The organism is Pseudoalteromonas sp. 2CM39R, from assembly GCF_023161845.1.
In genome coordinates, this window is record NZ_JALNTM010000012.1 from 183,029 (window position 1) to 207,209 (window position 24,181).

Genomic DNA, 24,181 nt, shown 5'->3' on the forward strand with positions numbered 1-24,181 from the left:
TACGTCTCTACTTTGAGAATAGCTATGAGTATGTATATACTCACATTTAATAAAAATGATAATATTGCTCAGATTATGACCAAACTAGGCTTGCGCGATTCTGTTTTAACACTCACCCTGATCCCCACAGTGATCATTGGGCTATTACTAGGTGGTTATTTTACAATAAATCGTTACATTGAGCTTGATGAAATTTTATATCAACAAGGCACAACAATTTCTGAGCCTTTAGCGATTGCTCTTGAACAACCTTTACTGGAAAAAAATAAAAAACTACTTAATCGCGTGATTCGTTATACACATAACAAACACTCACCGGCGATTAAATCAATTGCTATTTTTAATGATAACAACCAACTTATTATAACTAGTAACTATCATCGCTCGTTCGATACCTTAATTGAGCAAACACAAATAGACAGTTTTAAAGCCACACATGTTCAGCAAACTGAAGAGTTAGTAACTTTTTTTACCCCTATTATTAATCACACAACACCTAATAGCGATTGGAATACCTCTGAGTTTCAGACCACATTAGGTACCGTAGTGATCCAACTTAATCGCGACAAAGCTGTTATTGGTCAGCAACGCGCATTATTAGTCAGCGGTATTATTATTATTCTTGCCTTAGTATTAGCAGCTATTTTAGCACTAAAACTTAGCCGTATGTTTATGACACCGCTAAATAAGTTAGTACTTGCTACCGACAGGTTGATTGAAGGGAAAAGACAAACAGGGTTAACTGAGCCCATGAATGGTGAGTTTGAACTATTGCGTGAAGGACTCAATACCATATCCCACTCTATGGTGATGCAAAAAGACGAAATGCAAAAAAATATTGATCAAGCAACTAGTGATTACCGCGAAACGCTTGAGCAATACGAAACACAAAATATACAGCTCACTATGGCTAAAAAAGAAGCCCAAGATGCTAACCGCGTTAAGTCTGACTTTTTAGCAAAAATGAGTCATGAATTGCGCACACCACTTAATGGGGTTATTGGCTTTACTCGCCAGCTTTATAAAACACCGCTAAATAAAAACCAAAAAGATTACCTTGATACCATTGAGCTTTCAGCAAACAGCTTACTGACCATTATTAGCGATATATTAGACTTCTCCAAATTAGAAGCAGGTGCTATGGAGCTTGAATCGATTCAATTTCAATTACGCGATAGCGTAAACGAAGTGATGACATTACTGGCACCTAGCGCTCACGACAAACAACTTGAGCTCTCTATTTATATAAACCCTCAGGTGCCCGATCACTTAACCGGCGACCCCACTCGATTTAAACAAGTACTTATTAACCTATTAAGTAACGCTATAAAATTTACTGAAAAAGGCGCCATTAAAGTCGATATTAGCCATCGTTTGTTGGATGAGGAGCGTACTTCCATTTTAGTGTCGGTGGCTGACACCGGGGTGGGTATTCCTGCCGATAAACAAGACGCGTTATTTACCGCCTTTGGCCAAGCCGACTCCAGTATCACCCGTAAATTTGGTGGCACTGGCTTAGGGCTTATTATTACTAAACATATTGTTGAAGCAATGAATGGCCGTATTACCTTAAATTCAGCTCCAGGTAGTGGCACATGCTTTACTTTTAATGGCGTATTTAGATTACCAAATCATGTATTTATCAACGATTTGCCTACCCAGTCATTAATTGGTAAACGTGTTCTTTATCTAGAGCCACATAAGCATACTCATCATGCCGTTGTTTCATTATTACAAGAGTGGAAAATTAGCGTCACTCGATGTCATAGCGAAAGTGAATTTTTAGAGTGTATCGAGAAATCAGAGATTAATTTTGATATATGCCTTATTGGTCACATGGCATCGGTTGATGATATGCAGCGCTTAAAAAGCTATGTAAAAGCGGTTAGAGAATCAACCGATTATTTATATTTAATGCTTAATACTGTATCACACAATATGCGTGAAGCCTTTATAGGCAGCGGTGCAGATGCCTGTTTAAGTAAACCGCTCAACCATCGTAAATTATGTGAGTTATTAGCCGCACCATATCGACTTGATCACCCGGCGCATAACATAGATCAGCATGAACAAACTCTACTGCCATTAAAAGTATTAGTGGTAGATGATAACGACGCTAATTTAAAATTAATATACACCCTACTCAATGAACAGGTGGAATTGATTGATACTGCCCATAATGGTTCACAAGCTTACAGCTTAAGTAAAAGTCATAAATATGATGTGATTTTTATGGATATTCAAATGCCGATAATGGATGGCATTACAGCCTGTAAACTCATTAAAGAGTCATCTTTGAATGAAGACACACCTATTATTGCCGTAACTGCGCATGCACTTAATAGTGAAAAAGAGCAATTATTAAAAGATGGCTTTGAAGGCTATTTAACCAAGCCAATTGACGAAGATATGCTCAATCAAATTATTTGCGATCATAGTCCGCAGTTACCTGTAAGCCGTGATAAGTCAAAAAGCACATTTGAACATAGCACCGCGCCTTTTGATAGCACTCGGCTTGATTGGACTTTGGCACTGCAACGTGCAGGCGGTAAGCCTGAATTAGCCAATGAAATGCTTAACATGTTGTTATTAAGCGTGCCTGAAACCCTAAACTTATTAAATCAAGCAATAGTCAGCAATGATTGCCCTCAAGTACTCAGCGTGATCCACAAATTTCATGGAGCGTGTTGCTATACAGGTGTACCAAAACTTAAAACCTTAGCTGAAACGATCGAAACATCACTTAAAAATGAGTGCGTACTTGATAATATAGAGCCCGAACTGTTTGAACTTCAAGACGAGCTGGAAAACTTACTTGTTGATGCCAACATTGATAACAACAATAAAAAAGACGAGCTATAGCTCGTCTTGTCTATTGTTATTTATGATTCTAAGCGCGAGCTTCAAGCATTAAGCGTTTCATATCACGCACTGCTTTATCTAAACCATCAATCGCTGCACGGGCAATAATAGCGTGACCAATATTAAGCTCGTAAATCTCTGGCATCGCTGCAATTGGCTTCACGTTGTGATAATGCAAACCATGGCCGGCATTAACAATTAAGCCAATACTCGCTGCATACTTAACGCCTTGGCGGATGTGTTCAAGCTCTTTCGCGGTGTCTTCATCATTAGTTGCATCTGCATAGGCACCAGTATGAATTTCAACATAAGGCGCACCACAGGCTTTTGCAGCGTCTAACTGCGCTTTATCGGCATCTATAAACAGTGACACTTTAATACCGGCTTGCGTTAGAGTTTTAGTCGCTGCGGCTATTTTATCAATATTACCCGCTACATCTAAGCCGCCTTCGGTAGTAAGCTCTTCACGTTTTTCAGGTACTAAGCAAACATATTCAGGTTTAACCTCAAGTGCAATCGCAATCATTTCATCGGTTACTGCGGTTTCAAGGTTCATGCGTGTTTGAATGGTTTTAGCCATCACATACACATCGCGGTCTTGAATGTGTCTGCGGTCTTCGCGTAAATGAATCGTAATGCCATCAGCACCGGCATGCTCTGCAACACTGGCTGCATGGGCTGGATCAGGGTAAGAAGTACCTCGAGCTTGGCGAAGCGTTGCAATATGATCTACATTCACGCCTAGAAGAATATCTTTCATGTTTGTACCTGTGAAATTTGTTTATTGAGAGCTAATAAATAACTCACGACTTTTTAATGGCTTATTGCCCAATAATGGCTTTAATAAATAACGACTTAATTGCTTTGCCATATATAACACATCCGCTTGGCTAAAGTCATGATTTGCTATGGCATTAAGTTGTGAACCGGTAAATCCAGAACGCGTGTCATGTTGCACCGAAAACCCTACTTCTGCAAAGTAGCTATACGTTTGTGTATCGTCAATTGGCTCACCGTCCGCATCAAAACTAAAATCAACTCCATATCCTAGCAGCTCTAACAATTGAAATTCATAAGAGCGCAGTACCGCTTGCATGTCAGTACCGCTATTAAGGTTTTCTAGGTGTGTTTTATAAAGTTGAAAAACTTGATCAATGGGCTCATTAATCGGCACAATGCGATTAGTTAGCTCATTTAAATAAAAGCCACAATAAAGCTTATCACCAGTTAGAAATAACGGGTTGCCGTAGAGCTCAAATTTATTAATATATTTTAAATCGTATTTGCCATTGTAATGGACGAGTAAGGATTGAAATGGTTGCAATTGGGCTTTATGTTTAGTGGCCTGGCGGCCACTAACTCGTGCGAGCATTCTAAGCTGGCCAACGCCTTCTACCAGCATATCTAACATTACTTGCGAGTCACTATAGGGACGTCGATGTAATAAATAGGCTTTGTAAAAGTCGCTGTCCATATTAGGCTATTCGATACTTATTAATCTTCACCGTAGCCTAAGCTTCTTAAGGCACGTTCATCGTCAGCCCAGCCCGATTTTACTTTAACCCATAGTTCTAAAAATACTTTATTTTCAAGCATTTCTTCTAGGTCTTTACGCGCTTCACGGCCGATCACTTTTAGCTTTTCGCCTTTGTTACCGATAACCATGCGCTTTTGCGTTTCACGCTCAACTAAAATAAGGCCATTGATATGCCAAACACCGTTTTCTTGCCATTTAAACTGCTCTATTTCCACAGTCACTGAGTAAGGTAGTTCCTCACCCATAAAGCGCATAAGCTTTTCACGGATCACTTCAGCAGCCATAAAGCGCATTGAGCGGTCAGTAACGTAGTCATCCGGAAAATAAAATTCGCACGGCGGTAAACGTTTAGTCACTTCTTCTTTGATCAGGTTAATGTTTTTACCCTGAGTCGCAGATACAGGCATAATGCCTATAAAGTCAAACTTATCGCCTAAAAACTTCATGTGTGGCAGGACAAGGTCGCGATCTTTCACTTGGTCAATTTTGTTAATAACTAACAATACCGGCTTGCCACTTTGGCTCACTTTGTTTAGTACCATCTCGTCATCGGCATTCCAATGGGTGCCTTCAACAACAAAAATAATCAGTTCAACATCGCCAATTGAGCTCGACGCTGCGCGGTTCATTAAACGGTTAATGGCGCGCTTTTCTTCAACATGCAGACCTGGGGTATCTACGTACACCGCTTGGTGTTTACCCTCAGTATGAATACCCATAATACGATGGCGCGTGGTTTGTGGCTTACGTGAGGTAATACTGACTTTTTGCTCAATAATTTCATTAAGCAAGGTTGATTTACCCACATTAGGACGGCCAACAATCGCAACCATGCCACAAAATGTGTCTATTTCGCCTTCATGAGGCTGTATTAAGGTATCAAGATTCATTTTTAAGTATCTTCAATGCTTTTTCGGCCGCTTTTTGTTCGGCTTTACGCCTTGAGCTGCCAACAGAAATAATGCTATCCATTCCATCAACGATACATTCAACCGTGAATGTTTGATTGTGTGCCTGACCTTTAGTGTCTACTACAGTATAGCCAGGTAATGATAGCTTACGAGCTTGCAAATACTCTTGCAGCAGGGTCTTAGGATCTTTTTGGTTAAGCCCTGGTGAAATAGCATCTAAACGTGATTCATACCACGCTAAAATAAGCTCGCCGCAACGATCAATGTCTGAATCTAAAAATACAGCGCCAATTATAGCTTCCACTGCATCTGCTAGGGTCGACTCGCGTCTAAACCCGCCACTTTTTAGCTCGCCAGGGCCTAAACGCAGGTAATCACCTAGCTCAAACTCAAGACCAAATTCAGCTAACGTCTGGCCGCGAACTAAAGTCGAACGCATGCGGCTTAAATCGCCTTCACGTGCTTTAGGAAATTTAGCGTACAAGGCATTGGCAATTACAAAACTCAAAATCGAGTCGCCCAAAAATTCGAGTCGCTCGTTGTGTTGACCTTTGTGGCTGCGGTGCGTCATTGCTTGCTCAAGTAGGCCTTGATCAGCAAATGTGTAGCCAATTCTTTTGTATAACTCTGTTACATTTTTTTTCATTGTTACTGAATATTACCTAGGCGTTCAAAACGAACACCAGTTGGAACCCATCCTGGTAAAATGTCATCTGGGCCATTATCAAATTCAAAACTCATCCATATAAAGACAGCTTTACCCACCAAGTTTTCTTTTGGTACAAAGCCCCAAAAGCGACTATCTTGGCTGTTATCGCGATTGTCACCCATCATAAAGTAATGATCAGCAGGCACCACCCATTCATCTGCAGGAGTGCCCAATTGCTGGTAGTAACGCCCTTTACGTTCAGGCGATTTTGGGTTGATTAAAATATCATGGCTAGAGGTCGTTAAATCTTCATTTAAACGCGCTAAAGCCATTGGGCCTTGCATAAATTCATTATCATTAATTAATTTAAAATCAATTTTATTGAATTCGTTGCAAAGAAGCGCGCCTTTTTTAACGTCACCCTCTTCACATTTTGGTTGAATATATAAACGCTTGTCGCGATAAACAATTTTATCGCCAGGTAAGCCTATAGCGCGTTTAATATAATCAACTCTCTCATCTAATGGGTATTTAAAAACAACAATATCGCCACGCTCTGGTTCGCTCACATCCACTAACTGGCTGCGCCATACAGGGTCTTTAATTCCATAAGAATACTTTTGCACTAAAATAAAATCGCCTACTAATAAAGTTGGCATCATTGAACCCGATGGGATCTGAAACGGCTCAAAAATAAACGATCTAAAAATAGTGATAGCAGCAATCATCGGAAAAATCGACTTTGCTGTTTCAGTAATGACTGGCTCAGGCGCAATCAATGCTGCAGTTTCTTCATCAAGTTGGCCACCGGCAGAAGTTTGTGCAATTGCCAAACGCTCTTGCCTTTTAGGGGCAAACATTAAGTGATCTATTAACCATATTAAGCCTGAGCCTAAGGTTAATAACACCAATAAAACTGAAAAGTAGCCAGCCATTTATTATCCCTTTATTTTTTATTTACCAACTTTTAAAATGGCTAAGAACGCTTCTTGAGGCACTTCAACGTTACCAAGTTGCTTCATTCGCTTTTTACCATCTTTTTGTTTTTGAAGTAATTTTTTCTTACGACTTACATCACCGCCGTAACACTTAGCGATTACGTTTTTACGAAGTTGCTTCACGGTTGTACGCGCGATTACATGCTGACCAATTGCTGCTTGAATCGCAATATCAAACATTTGACGTGGTATAAGCTCTTTTAACGCATCAGCAAGCTGACGACCACGAGACTGCGCGCTTTCACGGTGTACAATAATAGCAAGGGCATCAACACGCTCGCCATTAATGAGTATATCTACACGTACCATGTCTGAGGTTTGGAAGTGCTTAAAGTTATAATCAAGCGACGCAAAACCACGACTGGTTGATTTTAACTTATCAAAGAAGTCCATTACCACTTCGGCCATAGGCAGTTCGTACGTTACTGCAACTTGCTTACCATGGTAGCTCATTTTAGTTTGCATACCGCGCTTATCAACACATAAAGTGATTACGCTACCTAAGTACTCTTGCGGTACTAAAATGTTAGCCTCTACTACTGGCTCACGTATTTCTAAAATATCGTTTACGGCTGGTAAGTCAGATGGATTATCAATTTGTGTAGTGCCCTCTTTAGTCACTACCTCATAAATAACCGTTGGTGCTGTGGTTATTAAGTCAATGTTGTATTCACGCTCTAAACGCTCTTGAATAATTTCCATGTGCAGCATACCTAAGAAGCCACAACGGAAACCAAACCCTAATGCGGTTGAATTTTCTGGTTCAAAGAATAACGACGCATCGTTTAAGCTTAGTTTGTTAAGTGCATCGCGGAACGACTCGTAATCATCTGACGCAATTGGGAACATGCCCGCGTAGACTTGTGGTTTAATTTTTTGAAAACCAGGTAAGCGTTCAGGTGCCGCATTTTTTTGATGAGTAATAGTATCGCCCACCGGTGCACCGTGTATTTCTTTAATACCGGCAATAACAAACCCTACTTCACCTGTACGTAAAATACCGGTATTAGTTTGTTTAGGTGTGAAAATACCTACATGATCTGCAGTATGAATATGCTCATTCGACATAATTTTAATTTTGTCGCCCGCGCGAAGTTCACCATGCTTAATACGCACTAGCGATACAACGCCTTGGTACGGGTCAAACCAAGAATCGATAATTAGCGCTTGTAATGGCTCGTCTTTATCACCAACTGGTGGCGGTACATCTTTAACGATCATTTCAAGTACTTCGGCAATACCCACACCTGTTTTAGCACTACATTGCACAGCATCAAGGGCATCAATACCAATGATGTCTTCAATTTCTTCGGCTACACGTAATGGGTCAGCTTGTGGTAAATCAATTTTATTTAGAACCGGTATAACTTCTAAGTCCATTTCGATGGCGGTATAACAGTTAGCCAATGTTTGTGCTTCAACACCTTGGCCAGCATCAACAACCAATAATGCACCTTCACACGCGGCTAATGAACGTGATACTTCATAAGTAAAGTCAACGTGACCTGGAGTGTCGATAAAGTTGAGCTGGTAGGTTTCACCATCGTTTGCTTTGTAGTTTAACGTTACACTTTGCGCCTTGATGGTAATGCCACGCTCACGTTCAATATCCATTGAATCCAGAACCTGCTTCTGCATTTCACGGTCGGTTAAACCACCACAAACTTGGATCAAACGGTCAGAAAGGGTCGATTTACCATGGTCAATGTGGGCGATGATCGAAAAATTACGGATATGCTTCATAAACTGGATTCTAAACTTCTATTTTAAGGGACTAAGGTCGCATGCCTAAATAACTTGAAAATACTTGCTGTGCATTTTCAAGTTACTGTGGCATAAAAACGCAATTTTACATTTAATTGGCGTCAATCACCATCTATTTGAGTTAAAGGAAGACTAATTGGATGAATTTTTATCACTTTAATCTCATGCCTAAGTGATTTTACCCACGTTTTAGCAATTAAGTAGCCGGTGATGCCACCCAATATCGCTGCTAAAATTTGCCAACCTTCAGCCAATAGTATTAATTCACTGGTTATTAAGGCAAAGATTAAACTCAAAAATAAGGGGAGCATGTAAACGGCAAAAGCATGTTTTACAACATGGCTGTCATCCAGTGACATAGTCACTTTTTGTCCAACTTCTAATTGCGTTTCGAATTTATAGGGTAAGGTTTTCTTTGCTGTACCAAATAACTTACTAAACACTTGAGAGCCACAACGACCATTACAGCCTTCGCAGGCCTGCTTTTGTTGGGCTTCTAAATGCGCAACGTGGCCACTAAGGGCCACGACGGTTAACGTTTGTTCTATCATTTATAATGCCCGTGAAACAGACTCAGCAATCGCTTTGGCGCTCATGGTTGGAATGTTCCCCACCACAGACACATCAAAATTTCCGCCGTTGTGCACATAAATAGTGGTTGCTCCTGAGGTGAGAGCTCCGCTTAAGCGCTTACCAGGTAGTGGCCGTTGCACAAATACTGATACCTCAACAAACCCATCAGAGAATAAATAGTAATCTGTTAATTCATTGTTTAAGTCGAGCTTATGTCTATCGGACTTAAGTAATTCAAACCCTTCAGGTAGCCATCCAATAGTCCAATTCATAGCATTCGCTTTGCTTTGTTCATCAATTGAATTAGCGGGTAATGGTGTTGGAAAATTACGATTAAGTACTTCTAATAATAAGCTTGCCGGTTGCTCAGTTACGCTAATGTGGGTAAGTTGTAATTGCTCAAGCGCTTCGCCTTGGTGATTCACATAGGCGGCTTTCAACAATAAAGACGACTCAGTATCAATCCAAATCCAATAGTTATATTTGTCATCGTTTTTAGATTCAATTCGAACCAGCTGAGCAGGACGCCCCGCAATACGGCCTTTACCACCAAGCACAAAGTCATAATGTGCACTTAAGCGGTTAATATCTTTAAATAAGACTTCTGGGATGGGGCCTGCAATCGAGTCAGTTGTTAACGAGTAAGGTTCTGATTGTGGCTCAAAGTAGGTAACTTGATCGTCAATGCGGATCATTTCAAGGCCTGCACCATTAAGCAAACTTAAATGTTCAAGCTCTATATCACCTTGTTTAGCATGCACCCAACGGTAGGGCTCCATACTTTTACCCTTAACAACAACAAAAGAGGCGTCGAAATTACGAGTGTGAACTGCACTGGCCATTTCAAGCAGTAAATCTTTAGCAGGGTTTGTGTCATTGGCAAAAGTATTAAAACTCAGCACCAATGACATAATAAAAGTAATTACTTTCATCTAATTAGTTTTTTTCCTCTGGGGATGTTTCATCTGTTTTAGCTGTTTTTAACGAATGAGCTACACGCGCTTGACGTTGATGTTCAAGTACTAATGCGCCAATGCGTTGCTGCTGAAGCTCTCGCAAACCTTGCTCTGCGTTATCAAGTGCAGGTGCCGATGAGTAGCTTACTGGCGACGCCATGCCGGTTAACGGCGTGGTTTGCAGTAAAGGAATTTCATTTTGTGGAGCATCTTCACCTTGCGGTAAGGTGTTCACGCCAACAATAGTAAACATTGCTACACTTGCTGCAATTGCCAATTGGGCAACCGGTTTACGCCAATTAAACGCCACTACTTTGTTGTCTGTTTCGGTATTTGAAGGGGTTGCCACACTGTCAGACTGGCTAAAGTCTGCATAAACGGGCTCACTCTCAAGTGCTAACGAAATGCGATCGCTAATATCAAAGTCCATATTATTGTTATTTTCTTTAGCTCGCATTGCATCACCGATTAACGCGTAACGGCCAAACGTAGCAACATCATCTGATGCAATAGCGGCATCATTTAAAGTTTGCTCACCGTCAAGTAATGCTGATAACGATTCGTTATCTAAGCGGTTAACGTGTGCTTTTGTCATACTAAGACTCGCCTATCAATGGGTTTAATTTATTATCAATTGCTTCACGGGCACGAAAAATACGCGAACGTACCGTCCCGACTGGGCAATCCATCACCACGGCTATTTCTTCATAGCTCATACCCTCAATTTCTCTAAGAGTAATCGCGGTTTTAAGATCTTCAGGCAAACTATCAATCGTATTAAAAATAACAGCGCGTACTTCTTCGCTTAATAGTAAATTTTCAGGTGACGCGTTAGAACGCATTGAATCTGCACCTTCATAAAACTCGGCATCGTCAGCATCTATATCATTTGCTGGCGGTTTACGCCCTTGAGCCACTAAATAATTTTTAGCACAATTAACGGCGATACGGTAAAGCCAAGTATAAAAAGCACTGTCACCACGAAAGTTTGGAAGGGCACGGTACGCTTTAATAAACGCTTCTTGTGCTACATCAGCAATGTCACCTTGATTTGATACATAACGTGAGATCAAACCGGCAATCTTGTTCTGATACTTCTTAACTAATAGGTTAAAGGCGTTTTTATCTCCCTGCTGAACCCTTTTCACTAACGCTAAATCTAATTCCTGCTCGCTCATTCGAGCCGGTACTCCTCTGATTGATTCTTGCTTATTATTCATAGTGTCGCCATTGTTCACACCTACTCTGACCCTTAGATGAATAAAAAGTTCTGACTCATATTGTTTTTTTATAAAATAGCTACAAATTACGTGTTTATACGCTAAAACCACTTAGTAGTAGTTCAACAAATATGGTACAACTATAAGTATTAAAAATAAATATTGCTCTATCTGAGCATTGTAACCGCAAAGTACCTCACAGATGAACCAAAATAAACATCACATTACCGATGTCGCTATTATTGGTAGCGGCGCAGCAGGCTTATCACTTGCTTTATCTTTGGCTAATTACTGTAACGTTACCGTGATCAGTAAAGGTGAATTAACCGAAGGTTCTACTCTTTATGCCCAAGGCGGAATTGCCGCTGTTTTTGATAAAAAAAATGACAGTATAGAGTCTCACGTTGAAGATACCTTAGATGCAGGTGGCGGTTTGTGTGACAGAGAAGCTGTACATTACACTGCCAGTAATGCGCATGACTGCCTACAATGGTTGATTGATCAAGGCGTGCCTTTTGATATGGAATTTGATAGTAAAGGTAAAGAGCGCTTTCATTTAACCCGTGAAGGGGGTCATAGCCATCGACGCATTTTGCATGCTGCCGATGCCACTGGCAAAGCAGTGCAAACAACGCTGATTAGCCAAGTTCAAGCGCACAGTAATATCACCTTGTTAGAGCATTATAATGCGATTGATTTAATTACTGATAAAAATATCGGTAAAACGGGGTCACATGTTCACGGTATGCATGTGTGGAATAAAAAAGCCAAAAAAGTAGAAACCATTGGCGCAAAATTTGTTGCCTTAGCAACCGGTGGCGCAAGTAAAGTGTACCTTTACACCTCTAACCCTGATGTTTCTAGCGGTGATGGCATAGCAATGGCTTGGCGTGCAGGGTGTCGCGTTGCTAACATGGAATTTAATCAATTTCATCCAACCAGTCTTTACCACCCAGAATTACAAAACTTTTTAATTACTGAAGCAATGCGTGGTGAAGGGGCCTATTTAAAACGCCCTGATGGCACTCGCTTTATGAAAGAGTTTGATGAACGAGAAGAACTCGCTCCTCGCGATATTGTAGCGCGCGCTATCGACTTTGAAATGAAACGCCTTGGCGCAAATTGCGTATATTTAGATATTAGCCATAAAGACAAAGATTTTATTATTGAACACTTCCCTACTATTTACGCTAAATGCTTGAGCGTAGGGCTTGATATAACCAAAGAGGCAATTCCGGTTGTTCCTGCGGCACATTACACCTGTGGTGGCGTAATGACCGACTTTAACGGCAAAACGGATTTAGCAAATTTATACGCTGTGGGTGAAGTGGCTTATACCGGCTTACATGGAGCTAACCGCATGGCAAGTAACTCATTATTAGAGTGCATTGTATTTGCCCATGCAGCAGCAAAAGACATTTTAAGTAAAATAGAGACCGCACCCGCGCTGGTAGATTTACCTAGTTGGGATGAAAGCCGTGTATCTAATTCAGATGAAGAAATCGTGATCACCCATAACTGGCATGAGCTACGATTATTTATGTGGGATTATGTGGGGATTGTACGCTCAACAAAACGCCTTGAACGTGCGCTGCATCGTGTTGAACTGCTACAACAGGAAATACACGATTATTACGCAAACTTTAGAGTGAGTAATAACTTACTTGAGTTACGTAATTTGGTGCAAGTTGCCGAGCTTATAATTAGAAGCGCTATGGAACGTAAAGAAAGTCGTGGACTACACTTTACTATTGATTATCCAGAGCAAAATGAGAACCCAACGCCCACTATTTTGACTCCGCTACGTAATTAATTGCTTCAAGTGTTGCCCGTTTTAAGCGCGCATAGCTTTGCTCATCAACACTATTGGCTGAGATAATCAGCCAATAGTTTTTACTAAAGCCATTAATATACAGCCACACACTCTGACCAAGTAACCGGCTTTGCTTACTAATTACCCCTTGAATTTGCCTGCCTGATCCTTCAAAACGAAATTGATTCGGCTCTAAGAGTATAATGCCTTGCTGTGGTTGAGCAGCCACGATTTTTCGCCAAACAATAATGCCAGCAAGTGTATTAAGTGCAATACAAAAAAGAGTTGCCACCACCGAGTTCATAAATAAGCACAACACTAGAGTCAGCACACAAAAAAAGACCACAATCGGTTTGTGGTCTGTTTTATTATCTGTAACGGTAAATCTATACACGAACTCGGTCTAAAATTAGCTGAACCATGCTGTTTAGCTCTGCGTCTTTACATTCTTCATGGCCCATAAACCAAGCGAATAAATCTGGGTCTTCTTGGGTTAATAGACGCTGAAAAATCGCTTGCTGTTTAGCATCTAACGAATCATAAGCTTCTTCAACAAACGGCATAAACAAAACATCTAGCTCTAACATGCCACGGCGACAAGCCCAACGGATACGTGCTTTACTATGTATTTCAACCATTTTAAACCTCATATTTAATTAACTCGAGTTTACCAAATACGCGTTAATTTAACAGCACTAAGTTATAAAAACATCGTCTGTTAGTCGCTGTACCATACGCTTTAACTACGTTATTATGTGACCTCATTTGTTATTGCAAAGAAGGTGTTTATGTCTCAGGTTTATGCATGTCCTTTATCACATCAGGTTATTAGCCTCTCAGGCGCAGATAAATTATCGTACCTCCACGGACAAATCACTCAAGATCTAAATAAACTTAACAACGATAACTTTTTGTGGGCAGGTCACTGCAGTGCAAAAGGTAAGTTATGGGGTGTATTTAAGCTATTTTCTTATCAACAAAGTTACTTTTTAGCTGGTTCAAGTGCAGAAGTCGAACGTTCACTAGCTGAATTAAAAAAATACGCTGTATTTGCAAAAGTTGAAATTAATAAAGCATCAGAGCGATTAATTGGTCTACTTGGCGATAACTTAACAGACATACTCGTACAACTCGATATTCACTTCAGCGATGACGCAACGGCTTGTGACTTCGCTCACGGTAAAGCCCTTAAACTTGCATCAAACCGCGTTTTATTGATGGTTGATAGCCAATTTTGCCTACCTGACGACGTATCGACCCTCGACAACGATGCCCTATGGCAACAAGCGTCTATACTCGCTGGTGAACCGCAATTAAGTGTCGATGCGATTGATGAATACGTACCGCAAATGGTTAATCTGCAAGCCATTAACGGCATTAGCTTTAAAAAGGGTTGCTACACAGGCCAAGAAACCGTTGCACGTATGAAGTACCTAGGCAAAAACAAACGTGCTATGTATATCGTTTCTGGGCAAAGTGAAGGGTTACTCGAAGCACCCGACATTGAAACTCAATTAGGTGAAAACTGGCGCCGCGCAGGTAAACTTATTGCGCAAAGCTATAATGAACAAACACAGACTTTAACTGGTTTGGTCGTGTTGCCAAACGATACTGATATCGATCAGACTCTTCGTGCAAAACACACCCCTTCGGTAGAGCTAAACATTCTGCCTCTACCTTACTCTCTTGAAGATGAATAATAGGAATGACTATGATCGTTGCAGCAAATAAAGTGGTAAAAATGCATTACTCTGTTTTAGATAATGACGGCAATACCATTGATAACTCATTTGGCGGTGAGCCATTAATTTTTATCGTTGGTACAGGTTACCTGATCTCAGGGCTTGAAAACGCGCTGCAAGGCAAGCAAGCTGGCGATACACTAAGCGTAAAAGTAGAGCCTGAAGAAGGTTACGGTGAGCGTCATGATCACTTAATGCAAGCTGTACCTAAATCAATGTTTGAAGGTATGGAAATTGAAGTGGGCATGCAATTTCGTGCAACCACAGATGACGGTGACCAATCAGTAATGATCATCGATATTCAAGACGAAGAAGTGATTGTTGATGGTAATAATCCACTTGCCGGCATTACACTTAACTTTGATGTAGAAATTTTAGAAGTACGCGATGCAACAGCCGAAGAGCTTGAGCATGGCCACGTACATGGTGAAGGCGGCTGTGGCCACGAGCACTAAAACCCGCTAAATAATAAAATTGCTATAAGTTTATAAAAAAAGCGCCTAAGGCGCTTTTTTTATAGCATATTATTCTGTGTTCGTAATTTGGCTTGAGGCTCTGCTGCTGGCATTTCAACTGGGGTTATTTTATCTTCAAGCGCAGCAACTAATCCAGCTTGATCATTCGTGCCTAAGCGATACTGAGTGCCATCTTTAAGCGTTAATTGCACCGCACTAAAGCCTGATACCGAATAAATCCACCCATCGTGTGTAATGCGAATACCAATACCATGGCGGTATGAATTTTGTACTGCCTTTACATCCACTATGTCTTCTAATGCTAATTTTTGGCCTGCAACACCAGGGCCAAATGCCCAGCTAACATGAGTTTCGTCAACTTTAATGGTTAAACCGTGGAACAAAAAGCCCACCAGCACTAAAATACCGGCAAATACGATTAACGGGGCATCGGCACCAATTAAATTCCATGCAAGCGCAACAAAACCGCTGATCCACGCTAATACTACAAATATAAATACCGCATACTGCTTATGCTGATACATAACACTCTCTATTAAAAAGTTAAAAAATTAAAAACTGTAAACTAAGGTTGCACTGAGCTCTGAATCGTATTTAAGCTTATCTTCTTCAGGCTTAGAATTATAACGATACATATAAGCAAACTTTAACGATACCGCGCCAACCACTTGGCTAATTAATGCCGTTTCTGACTTTAACCGAGAGTTAAGCCCAGACAAAGACTGTTCTATACTGATATCTTGATTAAATCGGGTACGCTTAGATACCAACCTCTCCCACTGCATTGCAATACGAAGTAAATAACCCATTTTGTCTTTGTCGTCTTCAAGTGCTGTTGACTCATCATCAGCAACTGAGCGGTATAGACCTGGGCCAATATCTATATCTACCTTATTTTTAACCCCTTGATAAACACGTGCGCCATAACCGGTTGCTACCGTACTTTTAAAATCAAGGCCGCTAAATTGATCTTCTTCATAATCCCCGTAAATAAAGAAAGACGAGTTTTTAACACCTATTTTATAGTTACCCTGTGCAGAGAAAAACACGCGATTAGCAGTCACATCCGACTCACCCGTTTCTTCGTTTTCGTCACGTTTGTACAAAGAGTCTATTTTGAATTGATTTCGCCAGTTTTCAAAATCTTGATAAAGGTTCCCTTTAAGCTTAAAACTGGTTGAATTAGTGTTACCTTTACTTAAAATAAAACCAAATTCGGTATCACCATACAATACTTCGCCTTTGTGTAACTCATGAATTTCTTCATCAGAGAGCTCCCCATACTCATGAAAATCTTCAAAGGGATCAACTGCCCAGCTAAAGCAGCTAAATAATAAAAGCAGTAATACAAAGGAGTTTCGCAAAATACGTTCTCTTACATATGGCAATAACAAAAAAGCAGAGAAATGGTTATTCACTTTCTTTCCACAAAATATGACAAAAAGGCGCGTCTTTATCACGGCTAATTAAAATTTTCGCAAATAATACGTCTTCGTTATCAAACTCAAGGCCAACTAATACTTGAATAAAATGCTCAGGTTCAATTTCTAGGGCAACAAAGTCTTGCCACTGTTCATCGGGCTCATCTTCTTCAATAAAGCCTAGTTCTTCACGGTGTAGGTTAAATTCTTCAATATCTTTGTCGCTTAAATTATTGGGAGCCAGCTCTAAAAAAATATCATAAGCTTGATGAGTTGCTTCTTCTACCGTAAATAAACGTGGACCTGACATGAATGGTTAACCTCTGAGCTTTTAAGTTGGCGCCATAATATCAAAAGTTGCTAGGGTTTTGATAAAAAAAACACGTTAAATACTGGCTTTTTTACTTTTACCTAATACTTATAGATATTGTTGGATGGGTTTGTATTAAGGTCTGCTGACCTTTTAAATTAAATTTTCCTTTAAAGGGAATAGACCCAACTTACATTAAAAAATTCACTTTGTTTTTATTCATCTTCATCCACTTTACTTAACATCAATAAAAACATAAGCTCAAATAACAGGTCAGAGGAGTGCATAATGATAAAATTAGAGAAAAAACAGGGTATTGCCACTGTTACATTAAATCGTGTAGAAAAACAAAATGCCTTAAGCTTTGCTATGTTTGTTGAGCTTAACAAGGTGATTAAAAATATAAAAAGAGATGCCAGTATTCGTGCGGTTGTATTAACCGGTGAAGGCGAACACTTTTGTGCGGGACTCGATATTAACGCGGTTATGGCCTCACCATTCAATATCATAAAGCTCCTATTCAAATGGCTACCTGGTAATCAAAACCTAGCGCAAAAGGTCGTACTGGGCTGGCAGTCATTGAGTGTGCCTGTAATTGCTAAAATAAACGGAAACTGTCTTGGTGGAGGGTTGCAAATAGCACTGGGTGCCGATTACCGAATTGTTCACCACGACGCCAAACTCGCCATTATGGAAGCGCGCTGGGGGTTATGCCCAGACATGGGCGCTAATGTTATGCTTTCAGGCTTAGTAAAACGCGACCAAGCACTTTGGCTAGCAAGCCATGCTGAACCAATAAACGCACAAGACGCTTTTGAACTCGGTTTAGTAACAAAAACAACCGACGATACCGATAAAGCAACTAAAGAAATGCTTGAAACATTACAAGCGCGTTCACCTGACACATTGGCGGCAATAAAACGAGTAACTCAACAAAGCTATAAAGCCCAAGCTCGAAAAATACTCGCTAAAGAAACATGGAGCCAAATTCGCTTATTAAGCAACCCCAATACTAAAAAAGCCATTGCTAAAGCAAAAGGTAAAACTGGTATTGAGTTTTCAAACGCCAAGCACTGGTAACATTGATGGTAATACTAAGGCACAATGCACAAAACAGCGTTATTTGTTAAAGTGATAATCCTCTATTGTATTGAGTCATCGCCATGAAATACTTTTTAAGTAGCGCTATCATTTTGCTTTGCTTAGCAGCAGGTAAACTTATTATGCACTTTATTGATGCCAGTTTTCCTGCGCCACTATTAGCAATGGTTATTTTACTGGTACTACTTTTATCAGGCATTGTTAAAGAGCAGCAACTTACTCCATGCGCCTCGCCTATTTTAAATGTAATGCCTATTTTCTTTATTCCTGCAGGCGTTGGTTTTATTGAACACTTGGGACTTATAAAAACACATTGGCCATTTTTAACCACCGTGATGATTATAGTGCCCTTGAGTAGCTTAATTTTAGTAGCCAGTGTGGTTGGCCACTTTAAGGGCACTGAAAACAATGAATGAGCAAATCAGTGCAATAACGCCAAGCCTTTGGTGGTTGACCATCCCTTTTATAATTACTCTTTTTTTTGGACTAAAAATGCTCAATGTGAGAGTAAGTCACAGCATTTTAAAATCCCTCACGAACCCCGTATTTTTAAGTATCGGCATTATTGCCTTATTACTCGTTAACCTTAAATTACCTTATTCACAATTTGCATCGCATAGTCGGTTGTTAACGTGGTTATTAGAGCCGGCCATAGTCGCGTTAGCCCTCCCCTTGTATCAGCAGTTTATGCATATTCGAAAAAACTTTTTACTCATTTTAGTCACCTGCAGTATTGGCATTATTAACGCCACACTGGTGGCTTTTGTATTAAGTGTTTTATTTGCTGTCCCATCGCAGCTCAGCGCTTCAGTTGCGGCACTTAGCGTTACTACACCTATTGCATTACTTGTCACCGATTCACTTGGCGGGATCAGCTCGCTAGCCGCTGCTATGGTTATTTTTATTGGTTTGCTTGGGGCTTTGTTTGGCTTTTTGTTACTAAAATTAATTAAAATATTTAACTTTGAGGCACAAGGCATTGCAATGGGAACGGCCTGTCACGCTATAGGTACAGCGGCTGCAATTGCCGAACATCCAAAAATAGGGGCGTTTTCATCGGTGGCTATGGCATTGAGTGCGCTATTAACTGCTGTGATAGTACCACTATTATATCCAATTTTAGTGAGCACTTTGTTATAGTAAGTTGATACCAATATAACTAAAACTAGAGCTCACCATGATCAGTTCCGAAATTCAACAATTTGAAAAGTACTACGCCCTACTTACCGAGTATTTAGTCACCTATAGTATGCAAATAGTCGGTGCTGTTTTTATTCTACTGGTTGGTCTTTGGGTGGCGAAAAAACTTGCCGAAGTAGTTGCCAATTTGATGACTCGACATAACGTTGATATCACCTTAACTAACTTTGTTAGTAATGTAGTTAAAGTACTGCTGATCATTATGGTGATCATAATTGCGCTTGGTAAAATTGGCATTAGTGTTACCCCGTTTGTTGCTGCAATAGGTGCCGCTTCTTTAGGTGCTGGCTTAGCATTACAAGGCATGCTTTCTAATTATGGCGCGGGACTTGCTATTATTGCCACGCGGCCATTTGTGGTAGGCGATACCATAGAAGTAAAAGGGGTTAGTGGCCAAGTAAAAGTAATTGAACTGGGTCACACCGTGTTAATTAATGAAGAAAAAGTAGAAATAACCATTCCCAATAAGCATATCGTTGGCGAAATCCTGCATAACTCATTTAACTACTCTTTAGTAAAAGGTGAAATAGACATAGCCTACAGCGCCTCTAGTGATACTGCGATCAGCCTTATTGAAAACGCATTAGCTAATCACGAACTGGTTGCTAAGCAACCCAATGCACAAGTTGGCATAGAACGCTTTGCTGATAGCGGCGTTACTATTAGCTATCGATACTGGGTTCCTACCACTAAAATTATTGAAACTAAGCTCGCTATTAACGCCAGCGTGTATAAAGCAATTAACGATGCAAATATCGAAATTCCGTTTCCACAGCGCATTGTTACACTTAATAAAAATAACTAGCATGAGTCATGTAATTAAAGCAAAAAGCTAAATGCACTTATAACTATAAAAATGAGCCAATTATGCATCAACCGCCCTTTTATTTAGGTGAATGGCAAATAACTCCTGCCAGTAACACCATTCAACGCGCTGAAGAACAAAAACAGCTAGAACCCAAAGCTATGGATGTGTTGCTGTACTTGTGTCAAAACCAAGCAGAGATTGTGAGTAGCGACGCGTTATTAACTCACTGCTGGGCAAACACAGAAACCGGCGATAACCCTCTGCATAAAACTATCACTCAGTTACGAAAAGCTCTGGGTGATAAGGCAAGCGCCCCGCAATACATAGAAACCATACGTAAACGTGGTTATAGGGTTATTGCAACGGTTGAGTTTCCATTGGCTGATGAACTCCCCAGCCAAGTTAACACCTGGCAAGGCGGCTCTCCTTTTTTAGGTTTGAGTGCATACAACCCAACCGATACCCACTTATTTTTTGGTCGTAATCATGCCATCAGCACGTTATTAGAGAGCGTATCAAACCAAGTAACATTACAGCGCGCATTTTGTTTAATCCTTGGCCCTAGTGGCACGGGTAAATCATCATTAGTTAATGCGGGTATATTGCCAAAACTACTCGACGAGCGAGGCTATAACGGCATTAGAGTAATGTCGTACACCCAACTCGACTTTGCAGATGTAGCTCAAAATAGGCTGTATTTAGATCTCGCCTCAGCTATGCTCGATTGGGATATTAACGACATTCCAGTATTTACAGGGCTAAGCGCACAAACGCTGGCACAGCAACTAGAACATGACATAGACAATGTTATTAGTTGCTTAAAAAATACAATTGCAAATACCCAAACAGCAGCAAAAACGCCGCAATTGTTTTTGTTTATAGACCGCTTAGAAGTGCTACTTTCCTCACCGCTATTTAGTAACGACACCCGAAGTCATTTTTTATCTGTTATTGAGCGTTTAGCGACCTCTAAAGCGGTGATTGTATTTAGTGCCTGTCGTAACGATTTTTACCCTTTAGTGGTTGAGCAACCAAGCCTTATGGTGGGCAAAGCTCATGGCGCGCATTACGATTTAACCCCGCCAAATCGCCATGAGCTACAACAAATTATTCGCTTGCCAGCGTTAACCGCTAATTTAACGTTTTCACAAGACCCAAACACCAAAACCCCGCTGGATGAAATACTTTGCGCAGATACCGCCAACAACCCTGATGCCCTGCCCATGTTGCAATACACACTGCAAGAGCTGTATTTACAGCGCAGTAATAATAATGAGTTATTGCACAGTGTGTATGAAAAACTCGGCGGTATTGAGGGTGCCATTGGTAAAAAAGCCGAAGAGGTATTTATAGGGCTTTCTAAAGCGCAACAACAGCAACTAAAAAGCGTGTTATCGCAATTAGTAACGCTAAACCCAGATGGTAAAACCATTACTAGCCGCGCAGCCCGCTTGCAAGCGTTAACCAACACCAGCCAAAAAGAGCTGGTTCAAGCCATGGTCGATAGCCGCTTATTTGTATCGCATTTACAAAACCAAGAAGCCTACTTTAGCCTTGCCCACGAGGCATTATTACGCCAATGGCCACGTGCCAAACAGTGGATTAATGACCATAAAGATGCCCTTGCTATAAAAAGCCGCTTACACCACCACACGCAGCAATGGCTTAATGAGCACAAAAGTAACGCCTACCTGTTAGCACCGGGTAAACCATTGCAAGAGGCCGTTACCTTATTAAACGACAACATATTTAAACTAGACGATGACGAACGCGCGCTTATAACCAGCTCTCTTAAACACAGTAAAACAAAAACAACCATAAAACGCGGCACCGTCGCTCTGCTTTGTTTACTTACCTGTGTTGCCCTATTTATGAGTGTTACCAGCTTTCAAGCGCAGCAACTTGCACAGCAAAAGCGCCAAGAGGCCGAAAGCTTACTAGGGTTTATGGTTGGTGATTTTGCCGATAAATTACGCAGCGTAAAGCGTATGGACTTACTTGATGGCATTAGTAATAAAGCACTTGAATATTTTACTAATCAAGTTGATAAACCAAGCTCGCTATTTAACTTTAGCAGTCAACAAGGAGAATTTAAAAGTCGCTTTCAGTACGCACAAACCCTTGAGGCCATGGGTGAAGTCGCCTATTCACGGGGTAAAACCGATGAAGCCTTTACCGCCTTTGAAAACGCCCGCATTCGCCTTGAGGCATTATTAAAAATCCAGCCAAACAACTTAGAGTTACTAACGCTTGCCGGTGCCAATGCCTTTTGGCTCGGTCAGCTTCATTATGATAAAAGCGATTACGCCGCCACTGAGCCATTATTTAAAAAATATCATGCCTACAGCGAAACCATGTATGCATTAGCACCCAATGACTTTAATGCCATTATGGAGTTGTCGTATTCACATAATTCGCTGGGGTCTTTATACACAGAGAAATTTGACTACACAGCCGCGAAAGAACGCTTTACAAAATCGCTGGTTCTTAAAAACAAAGCCCTTGAGCTTAAACCCAGCAACAAAAACTTATTACGCGATAAGGCCGATACCCTTAGTTGGCTTGCAAAAACTGAAGGTAACTTAGGTAACTTTAATCTCGCAATAGATATGTTAGAAAAGGCGGTAACTGTAGTCAAAAAAATGGCTTCTAACCACCCCAATGACGCAAGTCTTCTTTACATGAATGCAAATATACACATGCAACAAAGTTTCTTACTGAGTTATTTAACCGATAAACGAATAGCCTATCAAAAAGCACTTCTTGCTAACAAAATTATAAGCAAGGCTTTAGAACAAGACCCCAAAGACAATAAGTTCCAGCTTATGTATTACCACTCTTTAGTGTACTTATTGATACTGTCTAATGACAGAAATATTGATCCAAGGGTAGAAGAAACTATTACGTTCTTAAAGTCACAAAGCTTTAATAATATCAGACCTATCAATATACAAATTAGTTTGATTCACTATTTCATTGACAGAAACCTCTCACTTAAAGCACAAGAGTTATTAACGATCCTCGAGAGTGATGTCGAATATAAAAGATACATAACTAATAAAATGAAAAATAAAGATAACTTAGCCCCTATAAATATAAACCTACTCAAAGCTAAATTAGCAACAACCAGCGAACAACGAGAGCAATTTTGCTTAAATGCCTTTAACGCCATTATTCAAACAGTAAAAATAAACCAAAGCATTCACGTAAAGTACCCTCAAGTGCAAACATACACTTGCTTAAACCGAGCAAACGAAATACCCAAGATAAAAGCAAGCCTAGTAAAACTAGGCATTACTAATTTTACATTATGACTATGAATAAAAAAGGAAATAATATGAATAACACTCAAGAACAAATTCACTTTACAGTTAACATTGTACTAGACAGTGACGACAAAGCTAACTTTACATACTCTATGAATGACAAAAAGGCTACAGGCGGCGGAGTTGTAAGAACCGAAACCGCGGGCATTTATAGTTTAGATCAAGCCACGCTTGCTAAAGGCTTTTTATTTACTGGCGCAACTATTACTGATGTCGATAAAGAAACACCTTGCGCCCAAGACTTCAGCTTTAAAGTGAGCGATAACGGCCGCACAATTACCATTATCGACACCGATGAAAACCCTGGCACTGCCTGTTTAGTATTTAATGTTGAGTGCAATGGCAAAGCCTATGAAAGTGCCGATCCACAAGTTATAAATGAAAAAAAATTACTCAGCAACGATTAATTATTGATTTTCACCTTGCACAGGTTACTTGAAACCTGTGCAAGCATGGTTTTTTGTCATTAAATATCAAACAGTTAAAATCAGAAGATTACCGAAAGGTTTAATTG

General features: G+C 40.3%; 25 protein-coding genes. 10 read left to right on the top strand and 15 right to left on the bottom strand.

The window, feature by feature from the left end; all coding sequences use genetic code 11:
* Positions 1–75 precede the first annotated feature (75 nt).
* Positions 76–2,862, top strand: a complete 2,787-nt coding sequence (gene barA, locus MTF66_RS24585; RefSeq protein ID WP_171039095.1) for a two-component sensor histidine kinase BarA — start codon at positions 76–78, stop codon at positions 2,860–2,862.
* 28 nt (positions 2,863–2,890) lie between these two features.
* Here the strand turns inward: barA and pdxJ are convergent, their stop codons facing one another.
* The 10 genes from pdxJ to rpoE all read right to left on the bottom strand — a co-directional run bounded on the left by pdxJ (position 2,891) and on the right by rpoE (position 11,428).
* The gene (pdxJ, locus tag MTF66_RS24590) at positions 2,891–3,622 is read right to left on the bottom strand and encodes a pyridoxine 5'-phosphate synthase (protein ID WP_010387803.1); all 732 of its coding nucleotides are present in this window, start codon (positions 3,620–3,622) and stop codon (positions 2,891–2,893) included.
* Between the two features lie 21 nt (positions 3,623–3,643).
* Complete coding sequence (gene recO, locus MTF66_RS24595; RefSeq protein WP_055013221.1) at positions 3,644–4,336, bottom strand: DNA repair protein RecO; 693 nt, start codon at positions 4,334–4,336, stop codon at positions 3,644–3,646.
* A gap of 20 nt (positions 4,337–4,356) precedes the next feature.
* On the bottom strand, positions 4,357–5,289 hold the full coding sequence (gene era / locus MTF66_RS24600) for a GTPase Era (protein WP_138596050.1): 933 nt from the start codon (positions 5,287–5,289) through the stop codon (positions 4,357–4,359).
* Positions 5,279–5,956 (bottom strand): ribonuclease III, encoded by a 678-nt coding sequence (gene rnc / locus MTF66_RS24605; RefSeq protein ID WP_008466504.1) that lies wholly within the window; start codon positions 5,954–5,956, stop codon positions 5,279–5,281. Before rnc ends, era begins: the two co-directional genes overlap by 11 nt.
* Before the next feature lie 2 nt (positions 5,957–5,958).
* A complete protein-coding gene (gene lepB / locus MTF66_RS24610; RefSeq protein WP_248528978.1) occupies positions 5,959–6,894 on the bottom strand; it encodes a signal peptidase I in 936 nt (311 codons plus the stop codon).
* Between the two features lie 18 nt (positions 6,895–6,912).
* A complete protein-coding gene (gene lepA / locus MTF66_RS24615) occupies positions 6,913–8,700 on the bottom strand; it encodes a translation elongation factor 4 (protein WP_010387797.1) in 1,788 nt (595 codons plus the stop codon).
* Positions 8,701–8,822: 122 nt separating this feature from the next.
* Positions 8,823–9,272: a SoxR reducing system RseC family protein gene (locus MTF66_RS24620; protein WP_075169710.1), complete on the bottom strand. Its 450-nt coding sequence runs from the start codon at positions 9,270–9,272 to the stop codon at positions 8,823–8,825.
* Positions 9,273–10,226, bottom strand: coding sequence for a MucB/RseB C-terminal domain-containing protein (locus MTF66_RS24625; protein WP_010387795.1), 954 nt, complete (start codon positions 10,224–10,226; stop codon positions 9,273–9,275). It abuts the gene before it with no gap.
* 4 nt (positions 10,227–10,230) lie between these two features.
* Positions 10,231–10,845 carry a sigma-E factor negative regulatory protein gene (locus tag MTF66_RS24630; protein ID WP_248528980.1) on the bottom strand — a complete coding sequence of 205 codons (615 nt, stop codon included), beginning with the start codon at positions 10,843–10,845 and terminating at the stop codon, positions 10,231–10,233.
* A gap of 1 nt (position 10,846) precedes the next feature.
* On the bottom strand, positions 10,847–11,428 hold the full coding sequence (rpoE, locus tag MTF66_RS24635) for an RNA polymerase sigma factor RpoE (RefSeq protein ID WP_010387792.1): 582 nt from the start codon (positions 11,426–11,428) through the stop codon (positions 10,847–10,849).
* Positions 11,429–11,672: 244 nt separating this feature from the next.
* Between rpoE and nadB the strand changes: the two genes are divergently transcribed.
* Positions 11,673–13,283 (top strand): L-aspartate oxidase, encoded by a 1,611-nt coding sequence (gene nadB / locus MTF66_RS24640; protein WP_010387791.1) that lies wholly within the window; start codon positions 11,673–11,675, stop codon positions 13,281–13,283.
* Here the strand turns inward: nadB and MTF66_RS24645 are convergent.
* Together MTF66_RS24645 and MTF66_RS24650 are read right to left on the bottom strand one after the other, a co-directional pair.
* Positions 13,258–13,614: a hypothetical protein gene (locus MTF66_RS24645; RefSeq protein WP_041709681.1), complete on the bottom strand. Its 357-nt coding sequence runs from the start codon at positions 13,612–13,614 to the stop codon at positions 13,258–13,260. The genes nadB and MTF66_RS24645 overlap by 26 nt on opposite strands.
* Positions 13,615–13,669: 55 nt before the next feature.
* Positions 13,670–13,921 carry a succinate dehydrogenase assembly factor 2 gene (locus MTF66_RS24650; RefSeq protein ID WP_010387788.1) on the bottom strand — a complete coding sequence of 84 codons (252 nt, stop codon included), beginning with the start codon at positions 13,919–13,921 and terminating at the stop codon, positions 13,670–13,672.
* Between the two features lie 150 nt (positions 13,922–14,071).
* Between MTF66_RS24650 and ygfZ the strand changes: the two genes are divergently transcribed.
* On the top strand, positions 14,072–14,983 hold the full coding sequence (ygfZ, locus tag MTF66_RS24655) for a tRNA-modifying protein YgfZ (RefSeq protein WP_010387787.1): 912 nt from the start codon (positions 14,072–14,074) through the stop codon (positions 14,981–14,983).
* A gap of 11 nt (positions 14,984–14,994) precedes the next feature.
* Positions 14,995–15,480, top strand: a complete 486-nt coding sequence (locus MTF66_RS24660; protein ID WP_008111743.1) for a peptidylprolyl isomerase — start codon at positions 14,995–14,997, stop codon at positions 15,478–15,480.
* Positions 15,481–15,539: 59 nt separating this feature from the next.
* On the opposite strand, the gene MTF66_RS24665 is transcribed toward MTF66_RS24660, so the two are convergent.
* Genes MTF66_RS24665 through MTF66_RS24675 form a run of 3 tightly spaced genes read right to left on the bottom strand, consistent with a single transcriptional unit; the run spans position 15,540 to position 17,232 of the window.
* The gene (locus MTF66_RS24665; protein WP_054201768.1) at positions 15,540–16,025 is read right to left on the bottom strand and encodes a hypothetical protein; all 486 of its coding nucleotides are present in this window, start codon (positions 16,023–16,025) and stop codon (positions 15,540–15,542) included.
* A gap of 27 nt (positions 16,026–16,052) precedes the next feature.
* Entirely contained in the window at positions 16,053–16,865 is an 813-nt protein-coding gene (locus tag MTF66_RS24670) for a DUF481 domain-containing protein (protein WP_054201958.1), read from the bottom strand.
* A gap of 46 nt (positions 16,866–16,911) precedes the next feature.
* The gene (locus MTF66_RS24675; protein WP_055013217.1) at positions 16,912–17,232 is read right to left on the bottom strand and encodes an HI1450 family dsDNA-mimic protein; all 321 of its coding nucleotides are present in this window, start codon (positions 17,230–17,232) and stop codon (positions 16,912–16,914) included.
* 288 nt (positions 17,233–17,520) lie between these two features.
* On the opposite strand from MTF66_RS24675, the gene MTF66_RS24680 reads away from it, so the two are divergent.
* The 6 genes from MTF66_RS24680 to MTF66_RS24705 all read left to right on the top strand — a co-directional run bounded on the left by MTF66_RS24680 (position 17,521) and on the right by MTF66_RS24705 (position 24,074).
* Positions 17,521–18,312 (top strand): crotonase/enoyl-CoA hydratase family protein, encoded by a 792-nt coding sequence (locus MTF66_RS24680; RefSeq protein WP_248528982.1) that lies wholly within the window; start codon positions 17,521–17,523, stop codon positions 18,310–18,312.
* An 83-nt stretch (positions 18,313–18,395) separates the two neighbouring features.
* Positions 18,396–18,749 (top strand): CidA/LrgA family protein, encoded by a 354-nt coding sequence (locus MTF66_RS24685; RefSeq protein WP_054201771.1) that lies wholly within the window; start codon positions 18,396–18,398, stop codon positions 18,747–18,749.
* Positions 18,742–19,473 carry an LrgB family protein gene (locus MTF66_RS24690; RefSeq protein WP_075169714.1) on the top strand — a complete coding sequence of 244 codons (732 nt, stop codon included), beginning with the start codon at positions 18,742–18,744 and terminating at the stop codon, positions 19,471–19,473. Before MTF66_RS24685 ends, MTF66_RS24690 begins: the two co-directional genes overlap by 8 nt.
* 37 nt (positions 19,474–19,510) lie before the next feature.
* Positions 19,511–20,338, top strand: a complete 828-nt coding sequence (locus tag MTF66_RS24695; RefSeq protein WP_248528984.1) for a mechanosensitive ion channel family protein — start codon at positions 19,511–19,513, stop codon at positions 20,336–20,338.
* Between the two features lie 62 nt (positions 20,339–20,400).
* Complete coding sequence (locus MTF66_RS24700; RefSeq protein ID WP_248528986.1) at positions 20,401–23,655, top strand: winged helix-turn-helix domain-containing protein; 3,255 nt, start codon at positions 20,401–20,403, stop codon at positions 23,653–23,655.
* Between the two features lie 23 nt (positions 23,656–23,678).
* Positions 23,679–24,074, top strand: a complete 396-nt coding sequence (locus tag MTF66_RS24705; RefSeq protein WP_055013212.1) for a DP-EP family protein — start codon at positions 23,679–23,681, stop codon at positions 24,072–24,074.
* The last annotated feature ends 107 nt before the right edge of the window (positions 24,075–24,181 follow it).

Coding starts and splice junctions, on each gene's coding strand:
- barA (WP_171039095.1), top strand. CDS start 76: ATGACCAAACTAGGCTTGCGCGATTCTGTTTTAACACTCACCCTGATC.
- pdxJ (WP_010387803.1), bottom strand. CDS start 3,622: ATGAAAGATATTCTTCTAGGCGTGAATGTAGATCATATTGCAACGCTT.
- recO (WP_055013221.1), bottom strand. CDS start 4,336: ATGGACAGCGACTTTTACAAAGCCTATTTATTACATCGACGTCCCTAT.
- era (WP_138596050.1), bottom strand. CDS start 5,289: ATGAATCTTGATACCTTAATACAGCCTCATGAAGGCGAAATAGACACA.
- rnc (WP_008466504.1), bottom strand. CDS start 5,956: ATGAAAAAAAATGTAACAGAGTTATACAAAAGAATTGGCTACACATTT.
- lepB (WP_248528978.1), bottom strand. CDS start 6,894: ATGGCTGGCTACTTTTCAGTTTTATTGGTGTTATTAACCTTAGGCTCA.
- lepA (WP_010387797.1), bottom strand. CDS start 8,700: ATGAAGCATATCCGTAATTTTTCGATCATCGCCCACATTGACCATGGT.
- MTF66_RS24620 (WP_075169710.1), bottom strand. CDS start 9,272: ATGATAGAACAAACGTTAACCGTCGTGGCCCTTAGTGGCCACGTTGCG.
- MTF66_RS24625 (WP_010387795.1), bottom strand. CDS start 10,226: ATGAAAGTAATTACTTTTATTATGTCATTGGTGCTGAGTTTTAATACT.
- MTF66_RS24630 (WP_248528980.1), bottom strand. CDS start 10,845: ATGACAAAAGCACACGTTAACCGCTTAGATAACGAATCGTTATCAGCA.
- rpoE (WP_010387792.1), bottom strand. CDS start 11,428: ATGAGCGAGCAGGAATTAGATTTAGCGTTAGTGAAAAGGGTTCAGCAG.
- nadB (WP_010387791.1), top strand. CDS start 11,673: ATGAACCAAAATAAACATCACATTACCGATGTCGCTATTATTGGTAGC.
- MTF66_RS24650 (WP_010387788.1), bottom strand. CDS start 13,921: ATGGTTGAAATACATAGTAAAGCACGTATCCGTTGGGCTTGTCGCCGT.
- ygfZ (WP_010387787.1), top strand. CDS start 14,072: ATGTCTCAGGTTTATGCATGTCCTTTATCACATCAGGTTATTAGCCTC.
- MTF66_RS24660 (WP_008111743.1), top strand. CDS start 14,995: ATGATCGTTGCAGCAAATAAAGTGGTAAAAATGCATTACTCTGTTTTA.
- MTF66_RS24665 (WP_054201768.1), bottom strand. CDS start 16,025: ATGTATCAGCATAAGCAGTATGCGGTATTTATATTTGTAGTATTAGCG.
- MTF66_RS24675 (WP_055013217.1), bottom strand. CDS start 17,232: ATGTCAGGTCCACGTTTATTTACGGTAGAAGAAGCAACTCATCAAGCT.
- MTF66_RS24680 (WP_248528982.1), top strand. CDS start 17,521: ATGATAAAATTAGAGAAAAAACAGGGTATTGCCACTGTTACATTAAAT.
- MTF66_RS24685 (WP_054201771.1), top strand. CDS start 18,396: ATGAAATACTTTTTAAGTAGCGCTATCATTTTGCTTTGCTTAGCAGCA.
- MTF66_RS24690 (WP_075169714.1), top strand. CDS start 18,742: ATGAATGAGCAAATCAGTGCAATAACGCCAAGCCTTTGGTGGTTGACC.
- MTF66_RS24695 (WP_248528984.1), top strand. CDS start 19,511: ATGATCAGTTCCGAAATTCAACAATTTGAAAAGTACTACGCCCTACTT.
- MTF66_RS24700 (WP_248528986.1), top strand. CDS start 20,401: ATGCATCAACCGCCCTTTTATTTAGGTGAATGGCAAATAACTCCTGCC.
- MTF66_RS24705 (WP_055013212.1), top strand. CDS start 23,679: ATGAATAACACTCAAGAACAAATTCACTTTACAGTTAACATTGTACTA.